This window comes from Methanobacterium lacus (genome assembly GCF_000191585.1).
In the GTDB taxonomy this organism is placed as follows: domain Archaea; phylum Methanobacteriota; class Methanobacteria; order Methanobacteriales; family Methanobacteriaceae; genus Methanobacterium_B; species Methanobacterium_B lacus.
Genome location: NC_015216.1, coordinates 642,336 through 658,924, shown reverse-complemented (window position 1 = coordinate 658,924; position 16,589 = coordinate 642,336). Strand labels below are relative to the sequence as shown.

The 16,589-nt window shown below is 37.7% G+C and carries 18 protein-coding genes; 5 read left to right on the top strand and 13 right to left on the bottom strand.

What is annotated here, in order from left to right; translation table 11 throughout:
• Positions 1 to 4: 4 nt before the first annotated feature.
• From METBO_RS03475 to METBO_RS03465, 3 genes are all read right to left on the bottom strand, one after another.
• Positions 5 to 991 carry a methanogenesis marker 2 protein gene (locus tag METBO_RS03475; RefSeq protein ID WP_013644285.1) on the bottom strand — a complete coding sequence of 329 codons (987 nt, stop codon included), beginning with the start codon at positions 989 to 991 and terminating at the stop codon, positions 5 to 7.
• Positions 992 to 1,019: 28 nt separating this feature from the next.
• On the bottom strand, positions 1,020 to 2,147 hold the full coding sequence (locus METBO_RS03470; protein WP_048186337.1) for a DUF2117 family protein: 1,128 nt from the start codon (positions 2,145 to 2,147) through the stop codon (positions 1,020 to 1,022).
• Positions 2,148 to 2,272: 125 nt separating this feature from the next.
• Positions 2,273 to 2,776 (bottom strand): NOB1 family endonuclease, encoded by a 504-nt coding sequence (locus METBO_RS03465; protein ID WP_013644283.1) that lies wholly within the window; start codon positions 2,774 to 2,776, stop codon positions 2,273 to 2,275.
• Between the two features lie 466 nt (positions 2,777 to 3,242).
• On the opposite strand from METBO_RS03465, the gene METBO_RS03460 reads away from it, so the two are divergent.
• Positions 3,243 to 3,767, top strand: coding sequence for a MogA/MoaB family molybdenum cofactor biosynthesis protein (locus METBO_RS03460; RefSeq protein ID WP_013644282.1), 525 nt, complete (start codon positions 3,243 to 3,245; stop codon positions 3,765 to 3,767).
• A 25-nt stretch (positions 3,768 to 3,792) separates the two neighbouring features.
• On the opposite strand, the gene pyrE is transcribed toward METBO_RS03460, so the two are convergent.
• The 5 genes from pyrE to METBO_RS03435 all read right to left on the bottom strand — a co-directional run bounded on the left by pyrE (position 3,793) and on the right by METBO_RS03435 (position 6,881).
• Complete coding sequence (gene pyrE, locus METBO_RS03455) at positions 3,793 to 4,317, bottom strand: orotate phosphoribosyltransferase (protein WP_013644281.1); 525 nt, start codon at positions 4,315 to 4,317, stop codon at positions 3,793 to 3,795.
• A 39-nt stretch (positions 4,318 to 4,356) separates the two neighbouring features.
• On the bottom strand, positions 4,357 to 4,518 hold the full coding sequence (locus tag METBO_RS03450) for a hypothetical protein (protein ID WP_013644280.1): 162 nt from the start codon (positions 4,516 to 4,518) through the stop codon (positions 4,357 to 4,359).
• Between the two features lie 77 nt (positions 4,519 to 4,595).
• Positions 4,596 to 4,850 carry a PRC-barrel domain-containing protein gene (locus METBO_RS03445; protein ID WP_013644279.1) on the bottom strand — a complete coding sequence of 85 codons (255 nt, stop codon included), beginning with the start codon at positions 4,848 to 4,850 and terminating at the stop codon, positions 4,596 to 4,598.
• A gap of 225 nt (positions 4,851 to 5,075) precedes the next feature.
• Positions 5,076 to 6,659, bottom strand: coding sequence for a sodium:solute symporter family protein (locus METBO_RS03440; protein ID WP_013644278.1), 1,584 nt, complete (start codon positions 6,657 to 6,659; stop codon positions 5,076 to 5,078).
• A gap of 12 nt (positions 6,660 to 6,671) precedes the next feature.
• Positions 6,672 to 6,881, bottom strand: a complete 210-nt coding sequence (locus METBO_RS03435) for a symporter small accessory protein (protein WP_013644277.1) — start codon at positions 6,879 to 6,881, stop codon at positions 6,672 to 6,674.
• 298 nt (positions 6,882 to 7,179) lie between these two features.
• On the opposite strand from METBO_RS03435, the gene METBO_RS03430 reads away from it, so the two are divergent.
• Entirely contained in the window at positions 7,180 to 8,121 is a 942-nt protein-coding gene (locus METBO_RS03430) for a bifunctional enoyl-CoA hydratase/phosphate acetyltransferase (protein WP_013644276.1), read from the top strand.
• 108 nt (positions 8,122 to 8,229) lie between these two features.
• On the opposite strand, the gene METBO_RS03425 is transcribed toward METBO_RS03430, so the two are convergent.
• A complete protein-coding gene (locus METBO_RS03425; RefSeq protein WP_013644275.1) occupies positions 8,230 to 8,712 on the bottom strand; it encodes a DUF308 domain-containing protein in 483 nt (160 codons plus the stop codon).
• Between the two features lie 221 nt (positions 8,713 to 8,933).
• Here METBO_RS03425 and METBO_RS03420 point away from each other — a divergent pair, with 221 nt between their 5' ends.
• Positions 8,934 to 9,281: a hypothetical protein gene (locus METBO_RS03420; protein WP_013644274.1), complete on the top strand. Its 348-nt coding sequence runs from the start codon at positions 8,934 to 8,936 to the stop codon at positions 9,279 to 9,281.
• A 71-nt stretch (positions 9,282 to 9,352) separates the two neighbouring features.
• Here METBO_RS03420 and METBO_RS03415 read toward each other — a convergent pair whose 3' ends face one another.
• Together METBO_RS03415 and METBO_RS03410 are read right to left on the bottom strand one after the other, a co-directional pair.
• Positions 9,353 to 10,180 (bottom strand): MBL fold metallo-hydrolase, encoded by an 828-nt coding sequence (locus METBO_RS03415; RefSeq protein WP_013644273.1) that lies wholly within the window; start codon positions 10,178 to 10,180, stop codon positions 9,353 to 9,355.
• A 35-nt stretch (positions 10,181 to 10,215) separates the two neighbouring features.
• A complete protein-coding gene (locus METBO_RS03410; protein WP_013644272.1) occupies positions 10,216 to 11,820 on the bottom strand; it encodes a sodium:solute symporter family protein in 1,605 nt (534 codons plus the stop codon).
• A gap of 382 nt (positions 11,821 to 12,202) precedes the next feature.
• On the opposite strand from METBO_RS03410, the gene METBO_RS03405 reads away from it, so the two are divergent.
• Together METBO_RS03405 and METBO_RS03400 are read left to right on the top strand one after the other, a co-directional pair.
• On the top strand, positions 12,203 to 13,501 hold the full coding sequence (locus METBO_RS03405; protein WP_013644271.1) for a phenylacetate--CoA ligase family protein: 1,299 nt from the start codon (positions 12,203 to 12,205) through the stop codon (positions 13,499 to 13,501).
• 30 nt (positions 13,502 to 13,531) lie between these two features.
• Positions 13,532 to 13,963, top strand: a complete 432-nt coding sequence (locus METBO_RS03400) for an ACT domain-containing protein (RefSeq protein ID WP_013644270.1) — start codon at positions 13,532 to 13,534, stop codon at positions 13,961 to 13,963.
• A 65-nt stretch (positions 13,964 to 14,028) separates the two neighbouring features.
• Here METBO_RS03400 and METBO_RS03395 read toward each other — a convergent pair whose 3' ends face one another.
• Positions 14,029 to 14,622, bottom strand: a complete 594-nt coding sequence (locus tag METBO_RS03395) for an indolepyruvate oxidoreductase subunit beta (protein WP_013644269.1) — start codon at positions 14,620 to 14,622, stop codon at positions 14,029 to 14,031.
• A 45-nt stretch (positions 14,623 to 14,667) separates the two neighbouring features.
• Positions 14,668 to 16,518, bottom strand: coding sequence for an indolepyruvate ferredoxin oxidoreductase subunit alpha (iorA, locus tag METBO_RS03390; protein ID WP_013644268.1), 1,851 nt, complete (start codon positions 16,516 to 16,518; stop codon positions 14,668 to 14,670).
• Positions 16,519 to 16,589: the final 71 nt, after the last annotated feature.

Genomic DNA, 16,589 nt, shown 5'->3' with positions numbered 1-16,589 from the left:
CCTTTTAGAGAATTTCCTCTTTAATTCCAATTATCATATCCTTGTTGAAATCGAAGACAGTTCTTTCCTGTCCTTGGTGTGTTAAGTTAAGTAACTTTTCTTCAATAATTCTGCCCGCTACTTGGGTGGTGATGTTAACCTTTTCCAGTATTTTTATGCATTCCTCTGCATTTTCTTCCTTTGCTGTGAGAACAAATCCAGATCCAGGATAAACTTTGAGCCATTCTTCCCAATCTACAGTGGAGTTTCTAGGAATTTTTCCAAGTTCGATGGTAGCTCCAACTTCTGAAGCTTCAAGTAACATTCCGAGGGTTCCAATGATTCCAGGATTACTTACATCCTTTCCTGCTGTTAAGAGGTGTTTCTTTCCCAGCTCGTTCATGGCCATTATCTGTGCCTGTACTAGTTCTGCTGTTTTGTGTGTGGTGGTGTCCCAGTTAAGTTTGAAGTCAGGATGTTGCTGCCCATCTAGATCCATTGCCACGAGCACAACGTCTCCCACCTCTGCACCGGCACTGGTTATAACATCTTCTTTTCCCACTATTCCCGTTATGGAAACATCCAATGCAAGGTAGGGTGTGTCGGGATGGAGGTGCCCTCCAACCATTGGCACTCCAAACTTCTTAACACCTTCTTTAATACCAATCATTATCTCGTTGCATAGTTCTGGGTCATTAACAGATATAACATTTGTCATGCCCATGGGAATGCCCCCCATTGCTGCTATGTCGTTTACATTTACAAGAACAGAACAGTAACCTGCCCACTGCGGGTTTCCTTCCATAAGCTGTCCCCACATTCCGTCTGCAGCCATTAAAAGATATTTGTCATTTCCAATGTCTATTGCTGAGGCATCATCCCCAAATCCCAGGGCTGTTCTGCCGGCTATGTTGTAGGTATCATCCAAAATTTTGGTTGCACCCTTGATGAAATTTTTGCGAGTGATTCCTTCGTAGGTTTTGATAGAATTAACAAGAGTATCTAAATTCAAGTATCCACCCCATTCAAGGTTTTAAATCCTAATTGTATTTTAAATTATATTTACTGGTGGTATTGCTAATAATTTGTATGATTTTACTTTTAAAATTTTCTATATTTTCTATTTCCATGGTCTGTTTGCCATTAAACAGTTCTAAAAAGATTTTTTCACCTATAATATCATCCCAACCGCTGTCTAGTTCTATGATCATGGATCCAACTGGTTTAAAACCTTCCTCAACAACACGGTCAAGGTCCCCATCTGTTATGCCAATGATTGGAATGTTGAATCTGTAGAGAATATCTGCAGCAACCAGCGTAGTATCATCTCCAACAGTCACCACAAGATCAGAATCTTTTAATTTGTATATGTCCTCAGCTGCATGACTTAAATAAGATATACTAAGTTTAGACGTATTTCTATTTTTGGCATTCTGTTTAGATTTAATTATCCTTGGTTTAACTTTAGACCTTCTAAGCAGTCCAGTTTTAACCACTGCATTTTCAAGGTCGATCTTTCCAAGCTTTTCAACTCCGTGATTTTTTATGATGCCCCCAAGGATCTGGGTGAGGATTCCATCCTCTGCAACCAGTATAACATTTTCCGATGTTGATCTCCCAACCACAATACCATTTAAAAGAATATTTTCATCTGGAGAAACTCCAGCTACTTTTCTATGAATTATGTTACCTGATTTAAATGCTCCTACCCCATTTAATTCCATTTTATCAGTTATGAGTGAAGGGTCTGTTATTTGTAACTTAAGATCTCTGGCAATATTTTCTGCAAAGGCCGTTAGATCCTTGTTCCATGGTATGACTGTCCCATCCTTTTCTCCAGGTCGTTCTATCTGCAAAAGGATTGGATCAGCATCACATCTGTTAAATACCTTGTATCCAAATGCATGTCCTGTTACACTGGACTTTCCGTAGTTGATGAGTACCACCATGTCAGAAGTTTTTGAAAGTTTCTCTATAGACTGGCTTGGAAGAAGTTTTTGACCAATGTCAATCTTATCTTCAAGTTCAGCATCAATAACAGCGGTTCTGCCCATTGTTCCGCCAAGTATTGCAGTAACATCCCCATAGCTTTCCAGAAGTTTCAGTATCTTAACTGCGTACCCTGTATCAACAATTTGAGGCCCGTGAACAACCACTCCAATTTTCATCATTAAAACAGTGTTAGGTAGAGAGGTTTTTATAATTAACTAAAAAAAATAGTATCAGGTTCTAAAGTTTGTCTCATACATCCAATTCTTCAAATCTCTGCAATGCAGTTAACAATCGACTATTCTCACGGATTTTTGATTCTTCTTTTTATTATACGTGTTCCACATATTTCACATTCACCAGATTCATATTCTGGCGGATATTTAGTTTTACATCCCTTGCAGATCTTGATCCAACCGTATACCTCGTTGATGCCGTTGGTCAGAACACTCCGGTATGGAATTCCTATAATTTTAAGAACGTTCTGCATTGAATAATCATCGGTCACAACTGTAGGGTTTAGGGATTCCCTCTTCAATTTGTATCCCAAAGCAACCAACTTAATGTCAACTCCAGATAACCTTAGGATATCTCCAGATTCCTTTATGACTTTCCCTACCTCTCGTAGATCAGAAGCATCTGGTTCAATAATTTTGATTGAACCATCTTCGATTGCGGCTTCAAGACTTATTTTTGATTTTAAATCCTTTATTTCATTAACAACCGATGCTGTGACAAAATTATCCTTTTTAGATATAAATCCTCCAATTATAGCCGAAGCATCAAGGACGTAGACTCCATGGTTCATACTACAATTTTTATTAGTCAAGTTTTATAAATAAGTTTATAAATTACTGAAAATTTCAACGGCTAAATATGGATAATTACGTTATAAATCCCAATTAATTCCTTTATTTTATATAATAAAGGATAAATATTGCTTTTTATAATTTTAAGGCACTCTGTGCAAAAGCTTTTATGTACTTAAAAACATAAAGTAACTGATGAGGGAGGGTATAATTAGACTCCTCTTAATTTTTTTCGCAAAAAAATTAACCGCCTCCGATTTGGACCTAATGCCCTCTCTCTTCTTAAAAATCTATTTTTAAAGTTATTTTAACTTATTTTTATTTAAAAACTGTTTAGATTCAAATTAAAACCATCGATAATGATATTTTCCATGCAACAAATTTTGAACAAACGTTGATATTGTAAATTCAACAAAAGTTACATAGTGGATAAATTTTTTAAAAATATCTAGATGGGATGAAACTATGAAAAGTAAAAGTATGGAAGAACATAAGCAGAGTTCACCTAAATCCGTTAATTTTGCTGTTATTACCTTGAGCGATAGTAAATATAGAGATTATCTCGAAAACAAAACAACAGATATTTCTGGTAATCTTATTATAGATAGGTTGAAAAATGAGAATGAAATGGTATTTTACACAGTCATCCCTGATGATGGAGATCTTTTAAAAGCCACCATTGAGGATATAATCGAAGGAACCTCGGCAGAAATTATTTTAACAACAGGTGGAACCGGTATAGGTTCTAGGGATATTACCATCGAAACATTACAGCCGCTTTTCCAAAAGGAAATAACAGGGTTTGGAGAAATCTTTAGACAGGAATCATACAAGGAAATAGGGGCAGGGGCCATTTTAAGCAGGGCAACTGCAGGAGTTTACAAGGGAATTATTATTATTGCCATGCCAGGATCCCCCAATGCTGTTGAAACAGGCTTGAAACTCATAGGTTCTGAAGTTTACCATCTCGTAAAACATGTTAAGGACTAAAAAAAAGTTAAGGTTTTATTTGTTTTTACATGAAGTCTTTGACTGTGACCAGTGGTTCCAGTTCAATCCCTTCATTTTTAAGATTTTCTATTGCACCTTCTTCCCTGTCGACCACAACAAATGCTCTTTTAACCAGACCACCATTGGATGAAACTGCTTGAATTGCTTTAATAAGGGAATTTCCTGTTGTTGTCACATCTTCAACAACCACAACAATATCCTCATCCTCTAAATCTCCCTCAATAAGTTCTGATGTGCCGTAGTCCTTTTTAGATTTTCTGATCATGAGCATGGGGATGGAAGATTCCAATGAAACAGCTGTGACTATGGGAATTGCTCCCAATGCTGGACCAGCTACCTTGTCAATTTTATCATCTGCTATCAGTTCTGTAATTAATTCTGCGATCTTGTTAAGGATGATGGGATCTGTAATTGCCCTCTTCATGTCTACGTAGTAGCTGCTTTCCCTTCCAGAGGATAGTGTGAATTTACCGTACTTAACTACTTGGTTTTCCTTTAGGAGGGTTATTAATTCATTTTTTTTATCCATTTATATCACATCTGTTGCTCTAACTAAATACTGAAGACATTATTTAAGGGTTTTAATATCTGGAATGTTTCTTTTGTTGCAGGATCTACAGATCCCCTTCGATGGATTGTAGCACTCTTCACAAACCAAACTTCCACAAAGTTGGCAGGTGTGAATTTTTCCTGTTTTTCCACATAAACTACAGATGCCAGTTAATTCCATAGAAATATATCCCCAAAAAATGTTTCATTTGATCAATCCAAAAAATTAGTAAATAAAAATAAATTTGGAATGGTTAACTAATCCAAATCTTCGTCTATATCTTCAGCTGCACTTTTTAAAAGGATCTTGTCACCGATTTTCTTAACCATTTCATAGGGAACTATTGTTTCCCCTTTGGAAATACCAAGACCTTCAGATATTCCGCCCTTTCCTAGAATGAATGATTCTAATGTTTTGGTTTCAAAGTTTACCTCTACATCCTTTACTTTACCAATTATAATCGCAGAACTGTCAAGAACTTCCTTACCAATAATTTCTTCTATTATCCTCATGGTATCACCTTGATCTCAGTAATTTATATTACTTCATATTTAAGTTTTATATTCTACTTAAAGTTTTATTTTTAAAAAACAGAGAAAATAGGATGGTTTACCATTAAAAATTTGTTTATGAATGAATATGTGAATTTATATCCAATTAGGGCCATTAATTATGAAATTCTATGTTAATATTTTTTTAATTTTAAAAAAAAGAATAATTTGAAGTGTAACTTGGAGTTACACTTCTTTGAAGGTTTTTTCTAATAGTTCCTTATCTGGAGCTTTGGTGAGTAAACTCACAGCTATTGTCAGTATGAATGCCAATGGCACTCCTACTATCAAAGGATCAACTGTAGGCCATGGCATTGCTGTGGCAATTACCACTTTACCAGTTAATGCTTTACATACTCCAAGGGCTTCAGCTGCCTTCTGGTTAATGAAAAGGTAGGAAAACGCTGTGAAAAATGTTCCAACGACCAATCCTGCGATTGCTCCTTCCTTGGTTGTTCGTTTCCAAAATAGTGCGCAAACATACATGGCAAGGAATGCCACCGCTGTTAAACTGAACCACATTGCAGTTCCAACTGCTATTATATTTGCTGGAAGTATCAAACCCAAAATAACCGCTATTACCACTGCTATTACTATACCTATCCTTGCAACCATAACTGAAGAACCTCCAGTTTTTCTTGCTATGGATTGGTATATGTCCCTTCCAAGTGCTGTTCCCTGTAAATGGAACTGTGCACTTAACGTTGACATGGCTGCTGAAAGCAATGTTATCATGAAGATATATGCAAACCACAACGGCATTGCAGTAGATATGAAAAGAGGTATGATCTTATCTGCATTTCCCCCTGCAGCTTGTATTGCGAGCTGTCCAGAATGTTGCATGAAGTAAACGTTGGATAACGCACCCACAATGAACGCTGTTCCTGTCATCATGGCGATGAAAACACCACCAATCAATACTGCTCTGTTAAGCTCTCTGTTGGATTTTACTGTCATGAATCTAACAACGAGTTGAGGTTGTGAGAGAACACCAATTCCAACACCCAATATAAGGGTACTTACCAAGGTCCACCAGAAGGGACTGCCTGTTATGGGCATCGAAGTCCATCCAGTGGACCCAGTTGCCGCCGCTGCCTTTGGAACCATGGCAGACATACCTGAAAGAAGTTCGTTTGCATGTATAACTCCTCCCAATAACCAGTAGGTGGTAACAAGCAAAAATGCCATTCCAAAGAACATGATGGTTCCCTGAAGGGCATCAGTATACATAACACCCCTGATTCCACCAAATACTACGTAAACTGCCACAATTACAGCCATTGCTATGAGTGCAAATGTGTAGTTTATTCCCAACGTGGTTTCAACAAACCTGGCCATACCAATTAGGACCACCGACGCATACAAAGGCATTGCTACAAAAATTACTATACCACTAAAATATTGAATAAAACGACTATTAAATCTCTTCGATAAAAATTCAGGGAATGTTAAGGCGTTTAAATTGTGCCCCATTTTCCTGGTTCTCTTACCAAAGAACACAAATGCAATGAATATTCCAACTAATATATTCAGGAAGGTTAACCACAGTAATCCCATTCCATAAACACCGGCTGTTCCACCGAAACCAACGATGGCAGCAGTACTTATGAAGGTTGCACCATAACTCAGAGCCATAATGTACGGATGAGTATTTCTTCCTGCAACAAGATAATCTTCAGAACTTTTGGTCCGTTTCCAGGCCACATAGCCCACATAACCGACCATTAATAAGTATATTAATACGACTATGCTTAATATGAATAAATCCATAAGATCAAGCCCCTAATAATCTTCTTCATCCCATAATCCCAATTCTTTTTCTTCCATGTCCTTTTCTTTCTCGTGCCATTTAATTTCTTCCGAAATTTGGGCCTGTTCTTCTTCATCGCCCTTGTTCCAGTTTAAAATACCATAAACTACGCATAAGAGCGTTGCTAAAATGCATCCCACATAAGCTGCAGAAATCCAAGGATCGCTTATTCCCAAAACCATTCAATCACCTCCCCATTACGCAAATATTTCATTATTATTAATAATGTTAAATCATAGTTTAATCATAAATCGTTATTTAAATTTTTCTATATGATTGTAAAATCTAAATAAGGTTCTGGGAATACTGAACCCTTAAAAATTTGGGGTCTTAAGTTGTAGTGTTAAATATAATCAACAACATAATAACAATTGAAGAAGTTCGAGTTAACAAAACTCAGAACAAAAGAAATCTTAATAATCATTTATTTGATGAGATGTACATTCATGAAAAGATTTGGATTAGTTGGAGGTTAAAAAATTGATCACCAAGTTTGAGCAGGTTTTTGAGAAGATCAAAGAACACCCAAAAAAACAGATAGCAGTAGCAGTTGCCCATGATAAAACAGTACTTGAAGCTGTTCATTTGGCAGAAGAACTTGGTATAACTGATTACATCCTTGTAGGAAACAAAACCAAGATACTGGACATATCTAAAGAATCTAATTTGAATATTAAAGAAAATAAAATTTACGATGAACCCAACAAGATTAAAGCTGTTGCTGCTGCTGTAGAACTTGTTAAAACCAACAGGGCAGATATACTCATGAAAGGGTTTGTGAATACCGATGATTTTTTAAGAGGAGTTCTACATCGGGAGAAAGGTCTTAGAACAGGAAAGATCATGAGCCATGTTTACGTTCTTGAAAGTTCTGCATTAAACAGGATGCTATTTGTTACAGATGGATCAGTGAACATACTTCCTGATCTCGAAACCAAGTGCAGCATTATATTAAATTCAATATACCTTGCAAACATCTTTGATATTGAAGATCCCAAGGTGGCAATAACGACAGCAATAGAACTTGCCAATCCTAAAATGCCATCAACAATTGACGCTGCAGTTCTGGCTAAAATGAGTCAGAGGGGACAATTCAGTGATAAAATAATAGACGGCCCCTTGGCACTGGACAATGCTCTGAGTCCCTGGGCTGCAAAACATAAAGGAATTGGAGGGCCTGTGGCTGGAAAAGCAGATATTATTGTTGTTCCATCAATAGAGGCAGGTAACATGCTTTGCAAAGCACATGTATATCTGACTGGTGGAGATCTTGCAGGTGTTGTTGTGGGTGCAAGCGCCCCCATAGTACTTACATCGAGAGCAGATACTAGCCAATCCAAACTTAACTCCATAGCTACAGCCGTTTTAATGGTCAACATGGAGCGTAATCTCAGTATCAAGTTTGGAAAGGTCCATTACTGACCGTATAAAACAATTTATCTTTTTTTTCAAAAAAAATTTAGTTTAAGCCTGAATTAAAAAAAAAATTAAAAAAAATAGAAGTTAGAGTTTGATGGGGTAAAAAATTTTTTAATCATTGGAGAATAACATCATTATTCCCATGATTAAGAGCCATAAACCAATTAATATTCCTAGGTAAACCGGGTTTGATGCGAAGAGTGTACCCACAATAACATACAAAAGACCTATTATTAAGGCAACTACTCCATTCCATCTGCTGTCTCCAGCTTTTGTGATTACACCAATTATACCCACAATGATCAGGAATATACCCACAATGTATACTATTAAACCTGCAACAAAACTGAACAATGCAGGGTTGAATATGAATCCTATACCTAAAACTAGGGCAATAATACCTAAAAGAACTTCAAGTATTCCTAACCCAACACTATCTCCCATCTCAACTATTCCACTGAACAGAAGTCCAAGACCTAATACTAACACTAGGAATCCTGTTAAAACAGCAGCTGGAACTACTCCTATGAGAGGGAATGCCATTACAATAATACCAAGAATAATTAAAACTATTGCACTTCCCAATTTTTGCATAATTTAACCTCCTTCTAATTCCACCAAACTCTTTATTCTGTTACATATTTATGTTCCAATTTAAATATAAATTTATTTATTTGAATTAAAAGATGTTAAACTTGAATTAATTTAAAAAAATTTATATATTCAACTTTTAATCCTGAATTCACAACAAATAAATGAAAAATCGAACAAAGAATTGTAATAATATTCGGTAATACATTTTGAGGTGATAAATTTTGTCAGTTGTTAAAGAACCAGTCAGTTTTGGACGAATGACCAAGGGTGAAATCAGTGATCTGATTGTTCCAGAGGTGTTTATCAAAGATATCCACTTTTCAACGCCCGAACATATGATGATAATGATAAGAGTCACGGGCCCTGACTCAAATAAACTGAAACTCTACTTTGAAGACAGTGAAGATGAAATATTCCAAATAAACACTTTAATGTCTGAAAATGATGAGAAGATTTCGGATAATTTCATTCTGACAGACAGTTACATCGATGATGGACCGAGTTTGTCTGTGGATATTGATTCTGAACCAGAAACCGTGCGGGTCATACTGGATTTCCTGAGAAAATAAATTAAGCCCCAATTCTCTCTTTTTTTTAATGTTCATACTAAAAAAATTAAAAAAATAGTAACGGAATCTTATCAAGGTAATGCATGCCCTGCTGTTACTTCCATTCCTCTGAAAAGCCTAATAAAGTTTATTAACATATCTAAACTTCTTTGAGCTTCTTCCACATTCCAGGTGTAGTCTGATGGTGCAACACCATAGGATATATTTTCTTGGATGAATGCCACATCCATGGTAAGCAATTTAGGACCTGCTAATCCGTTAACAACGAATGAAATGTGGCCTCTTGTATGGCCTGGTGTGCTGATAGCCCAAAGAGACCCGTCACCCAGAAGATCTGCACACTTAGGAAAGGGAGAAATAGATTCAAACTCTGTAAAATCCATTTCATAGACAGTTTTAACATCTTCTAAAAAATCACCGTAAAGATCGGGTTCGTAATCCTCTAATTCACCCTTACCTAATATTACAGGGATTTTCTTTGGAAGATCTCTCATACCAGCCATATGGTCCGGATGCATGTGGCTTAAAAATACTGCATTTAATTCAGATGCGTTATCACCCAGTTGATATAGAATATCCTGATTTTTATCCTGAATATATTCTTCTTTCTGTGGTGTTTCCACTCCACCATATGGATCACGGTAGTAACTCTTGTCTAGTCCAGCATCCAAAAGGAAATTGCCAAGTTTTTCATGTGTTACAAAATGTGACAGTATTGGAACTTCCACTGTACCAGAGATTCTAGGTGATCTCAGATGATTCGGATTAAAGGTACCGTCTAGATCTATCACAACAGAACCAGTTTGATAAGTCTGAACATCTATTGGAGCCGGATTTTGAAAAATAGTCTCCCAGCTCTCATATGAACTTCTTTTTAGAGGGTAGTTTTCGATTTTCATTTTTCTAAAAAATAAATTAGGAGTTATGGTTGATATTATTTACCACCTACTCCTTCAAATATTTTATCCACTACCTCTTTTTCAGGAGGTTTGGTAAGGTAAGTAACAATTACTGTGACAACAATTGCTATGGGCAATGCGATAATTATTGGATCAACTGTTGGCCATGGCATGGATGTAACAATCACAGAGTGTCCTGTTAAAGCCTTTGAAATACCAACTGCCTCTGCAGATTTTTTAAATCCGAACAGTATCCAGAACAAACTTGCAACCGAACCTGCTACTAATCCTGCAATTGCACCTTCCCTGTTTATTCTCTTCCAGTAGATTGCCCCCACGTATATTGATAGGAATGCTGCGGCAGTTATACCGAACCACATGGATGTCCCCACAGCAATAATGCTCGCTGGCAGTATAAATCCAAGAATAACTGCAATCACCACAGCCACAACTATTCCGGCCCTAGCAACCATAACAGTTGAAGCTCCCTTCCTTCCTGTAACGGTTTCATAGATATCCCTTCCCAATGCTGTTCCTTGAACATGGAACTGTGCTGAAAGAGTGCTCATTGCTGCTGAAAGCAGTGTGATCATGAATATGTATGCAAACCACAGTGGAAATGCTGCTGCTATGAAGGTTGGAATTACTGTGTCCAAGTTTCCTCCAGCTGCCTGTACAGCTGTTTGTCCTGTGTGCTGGAAGAAGTATACATTTGAAAGTGATCCAACAACGTAGGCTGAAAATGTCATCACAAATATGAATATTCCACCAATCAACACTGCCCTGTTGAGTTCTCTGTTGGATTTCACTGTCATGAACCTAACCACCAATTGTGGTTGTGATAAGGCTCCTATACCCACACCAAGTATTAGGCTTGAAATTAAAGTCCACCAGAATGGACTTCCCGCCACTGGCATTGATGTCCACCCTGTAAATCCTGTGGCCACAGCTTGTGCTGTTGCATTGTGAGGAACAACATTTACCAGGTTGGATAATGCTGTGTTTGCATCAATAACTCCTCCCAACATCCAGTAAGTAGCACCAATCAAGATGATCATACCAAAGAACATGATGGTTCCTTGAAGTGCATCTGTGTACATCACACCCCTTATTCCACCAAACACAACGTAGACTGCGACAATTATTGCCATTGCAATGAGTGCAAAGTAGTAGTTTACTTGGAGTGTGGATTCAACAAATCGTGCCATACCAATTAATACAACCGATGCATAAAGCGGCATCCCTACAAATATGACTGCTCCAGCATAGTACTGTATAAATTTGCTGTTGAAACGTTTTGAAAGAAATTCTGGAAATGTGAGCGCCCCTAAATTATGGCCCATTTTACGGGTTCTCTTTCCAAAGAATACGAACGCAATGAAAATTCCAACAAGAATGTTTAAAAAGACCAACCACAGTATTCCCATACCGTAGTTAGCTGCAACTCCTCCAAAACCTACAATGGCAGCCGTACTTATGAAAGTGGCACCGTAACTTAAAGCCATTATGTAGGGGTGGGTGTTTCTCCCTGCTACCAAGTAATCCTCCGAACTCTTCGTTCGCTTCCAGGCAACGAAACCTACGTATCCCACCATCAGGAGGTAAATCAATACAACAATACTCAATATAAAAATATTCATCTTACCCCTCCTCTAATTCTACAGTTATAAATCATTGATTGCAATTATCAAAATTGATAGGTACTATATGGCAACATGATTAAACTCGAAATTCTAATTTTTTTATTACAGAATAAGGTTTAGGGAAATCATTTTATATAAATCTGTATGGAACGATGCCTCGGAATATTGAACAATTAATTACACTACATCCTCGAAATGAATCGATTATGAAATTTTTATAAAAAAATTTAATTTTAGAGATCATTATGGTAAATTTTATAAACCCTTCAATTAAATTTTGAAACATGAATTATTCTAATAGAAACTAATAAATCATTCATTTTAAAACAAATAGCAGATTAATAATACAGGATTGGACGTTTATGAGTTGGGGATAACTATGATCTGGAATGAACAAGTAGAATGCATGTCCGATGATGAGAGGAAAAAGTTACAGCTAGAAAAATTACAAGCAATCGTTAAGTACGCCTATGAAAATGTTCCTTACTACAGAAAACGATTGGATGAAATACCCCTCAAGCCTGAAGACATTAAAACTCTTAAAGATATTGAGAAAATTCCATTTACAACTAAAGATGACTTGCGAGATGCTTATCCATTTGAAATGTTTGCAGTGCCTAAAAAGGAGATAGTTGAAGTTCATACATCATCAGGAACAACCGGCAAACCCACAGTATCAGGATACACAAGGGGTGATCTTGAAATCTGGAGTGAAGTAATGGCCAGAGGACTCACAATGGCGGGTGTAGATGATGAAGACATCATTCAAAACACACATGGATATGGATTGTTCACAGGTGGTTTTGGAGTGCACTACGGTGCACAGAAGATTGGTGCAACAGTTATTCCAATCTCAACAGGACAGACAAAAAGACAGATAGAAATCATGCAGGACTTTGGAACCACCGTCATGATATTCACACCATCATACGGCCTGTACCTAGCAGAAGAAATTAAAGCTGAAGGTTTAAACCCAGAGGATATGGATTTCAAAGCCATAGGATTTGGTGCAGAAATGTGGACTGAAGAAATGCGGAAGGAAATAGAAAAAAGATTTAATGCTCCTGCATACAACATCTATGGCCTTACTGAGATTATGGGGCCCGGGGTGGGTCTTGAATGCAGTGCACAAGATGGACTGCACATCTTTGAAGATCATTTCTATCCCGAGATCATCGACCCAGAAACCTTTGAAACAGTTGAAGACGGTGAAAAGGGTGAACTTGTGCTCACAACCTTAACACGTGAGGGTACTCCACTTTTACGTTTCAGAACCAAAGATGTTACCAAACTTACAAGGAGTAAATGCGAATGTGGAAGGACTTTGGTGAGAATGGAACGGGTTAAAGGACGTACCGATGATATGATGAAAATTAGAGGAGTCTCTGTCTTCCCATCCCAAATTGAAAAGGCTCTTTTAAGAATTGATGGTGTAGAGCCCCACTACCAGATCATTGTGACCAGACCACATCTCATGGATGAAATGGAGGTTAGGGTGGAAGCTTCTGAAGATCTGTTCTCTGATGAAATAAAAGAACTGGTAGGTATCAGAGAGAAAATAGAACAATACATACACAATGAAATAGGATTAAGGGTTAAAGTAACCCTTGTTGAACCAAAAACAATACCTAGAAGTGAAGGTAAAGCCGTGCGCGTAATAGATAAGAGAACTCTTTAAAAAAAATATACTTAGGGTTGAGGTATGAAAATGAAAGTAAAACAGCTGTCAATATTTTTGGAAAATCGTAAGGGGAGAATGAAAAATGCTCTGGATGTGCTTGAAACCGGAGGCATTAACATTCGTGCACTGTCCATTGCAGACACATCTGACTTCGGAATTTTAAGACTCATAGTTCCAGAACCAGACAGGGCCAAAAAGTTGTTGGAGGAACATAATTTCATTGTTAAAGTTGGAGAAGTCATAGCAGTGCGGATGCCTGACCATCCAGGAGGGCTTGGTGAAATACTAGGCATTTTAGATGGGCAAAATATCAACCTAGATTATCTCTACGCATTTGCAGAACAAAAAAATGAAATGGCAATAGTTTTACTCCACCCCGAAAATATTGATTCCGGAATCAAAGCCCTCGAAGACGGTGGAGCAGAAATTATAACATCAAATGAAATATATGGTCTTTAAACAGACCCTAAATTTCCTTTTTTTAATTTGTTTAATAATATGAATAAAAAAAATATAAATGTAGATCATCCAGATTTAACAAAACTGAATCCTGCATTAAATGCTTTTAAATTAATTTCTAAACTTTTTTCAGGCAGATTTGCCTTCATTGAATCAATTATGGTTTCTTTTTCTATTGGAAATCCTTCCACTGCTGAAGCTGCACCTAACATCACCATGTTCATGGACAGAGAATGTCCAGATTCCCTCGCAATTGTATCTGCATCAAGTGCGTAGACTTGTTTGGCCTTTCCATTCAGTTCTGTAAGCACATCTTCCATATCAGGATACGAAACTCCTGTTTCGTTTAGATTGAAAGGATAGATTGGATTGGTGTTTAAAATTATGTATGATCCCTTGCTTATTTTAGGAACTGCCCTTAATGCTTCCACAGGTTCAAATGATATGAGCAGATCTGCTGATCCCAGCTCTATTATTGGACTGTAGTTGTCACCTATTTTAAGTTCAGTTGAAACACTCCCTCCCCTCTGGGCCATTCCATGCACTTCACTCATCACAACTGGAAGTCCAGTTTTCATTGCTGCTTCACCCATAACAGTCGAAGTTTTAATGATTCCCTGCCCACCAACACCTGAAATATAAATACTGTATGACTTCATTTGTAAAACCTTCCAAACTAATTTTTTGTTTATTATCAAGAAATTTTATTTCTTAACTCCTATTGCCCTCTCTGGACAGACCTGAACGCAAACGTTGCAACCATTGCAAAGTTTAGGATCTATTCTTACCTTACCTTCATCATCTTTGTATATTGCTGTGCATGCAAGTTTTTCAAGGCACACAGCACATTCATCACATTTTTCCTGTTTAACTTCAAGCTCTGCTTTACTTGAACGTCTTCCCTTGGTTAGCATGCATGGATGTTGGGATATCACAACTGCCACACCATCAAATTCAAGTGCTTCCATGAATGTTTCCTTGGATTTTTTAATGTTCATTGGATTGATCTTTCTGAGGTACTTGACTCCAGTTGCTTCAACAATTGCATCTATTGAGACTTCCGGAGCCTCCCAACCCATACCATCCACCGGTAATCCAGGATGTGGTTGGCCTCCTGTCATTGCAGTTGTCCTGTTATCTAGAATAACAAGGACAAATCTGTCTTTATTGTGAACAGCATTTATCAGTGGTGGGATCCCTGCATGGAAAAAAGTAGAGTCTCCTATGAAACACACCACATTTTGTTTGGTTGCCTTTGAAAATCCACAGCTGGTACCTATGGATGAACCCATGGATAGCAAGTAATCCGCTGCATCGTAGGGTGATGTGATACCAAGGGTGTAACAACCAATATCTGTGGGGTATATTACATCATTTAACCCAAGGGAATTGACAGCATCTTTAACAGTGTAGTACACTGATCTATGTGGACATCCTGGACACAGTGTTGGAGGTCTTTCAGGAATGGAAAGATCCGAATTTGAAGCCTGATTTTTCGGAATTTGTTGATTTAGAACTGTTTCTAACATTTCCATGACAATGTTTGGTGTGTATTCATATATCATAGGCAGTGTTTGATCAAGTTTTCCATGCACCGCCATTTTAATTCCATTTCTACCTAAAATGGACAGTACTTCCTTCTCCATTATTGGATCAACTTCTTCCACAACAGCCACTGCATCTAGATCCTTTATGAATTCAAGTAACAGTTCGTCTGGGAATGGATGGGTTAGAGTTACCTTAAAAACATCCACATTTAGATCATTCTTTTGGACTGCATCCATGACGTAGTTAAATGCTCCTCCACTTGTTACTACTCCCACTTTTCCGTTTCTTCTGTAAATCTTGTTTAATTCTGAGGAGTTGCTGAGCTTCCTTAGTTCTTCCATTTTTCGAACCAAGTTTTTGTGCATGATCATGGCTGTGGCAGGTACAGGTACGAATCTCTGGGGATCCCTCTTGAAAAAGCCCTTGGTTTTGCCAGGTTTTAGTTTTCCAGTTTCCACAACACCCCTCATGTGGGAAACCCTTGTGGTGGTTCGCATGAGAACTGGTAGTTTGAATTGTTCAGACAGTTCAAAGCTGAAGCCCATTAATTGACGAATTTCTTCAGGATTTGAAGGCTCGACCATGGGCATGTTGGCAAGTCTAGCATAGTGCCTGTTGTCCTGTTCATTTTGAGAAGAAAACATGGAGGGATCGTCTGCTGAGAGGATCACCATACCTCCCTCAACTCCTGTGTACACCGCACTCATAAGGGAGTCAGATGCCACGTTAACACCCACATGTTTCATGAAGGTGAATGAACGCACCCCTGATGCTGCTGCACTGGCCGCTACTTCGAGTGCAACCTTTTCATTGGTGGAAAATTCAAAATAAATTCCAGCATCTTCTGCAAGTTTTGAAAAAACATCCCCTATTTCTGATGAAGGAGTTCCAGGATATGTGGATGCAAGACCCACCCCTGCTTCAAGAGCACCCCTAACAGCTGCTTCATTACCCAGCAGGAACAATTTCTGATTTTCTTCCGCCGTTAAAACTTCTTTAAGATTCATGATAATCACTTTAATAAAAAAATTTCTAATCCAATTACTATCAACTCAACTTATTCAAACTTGAATAATTG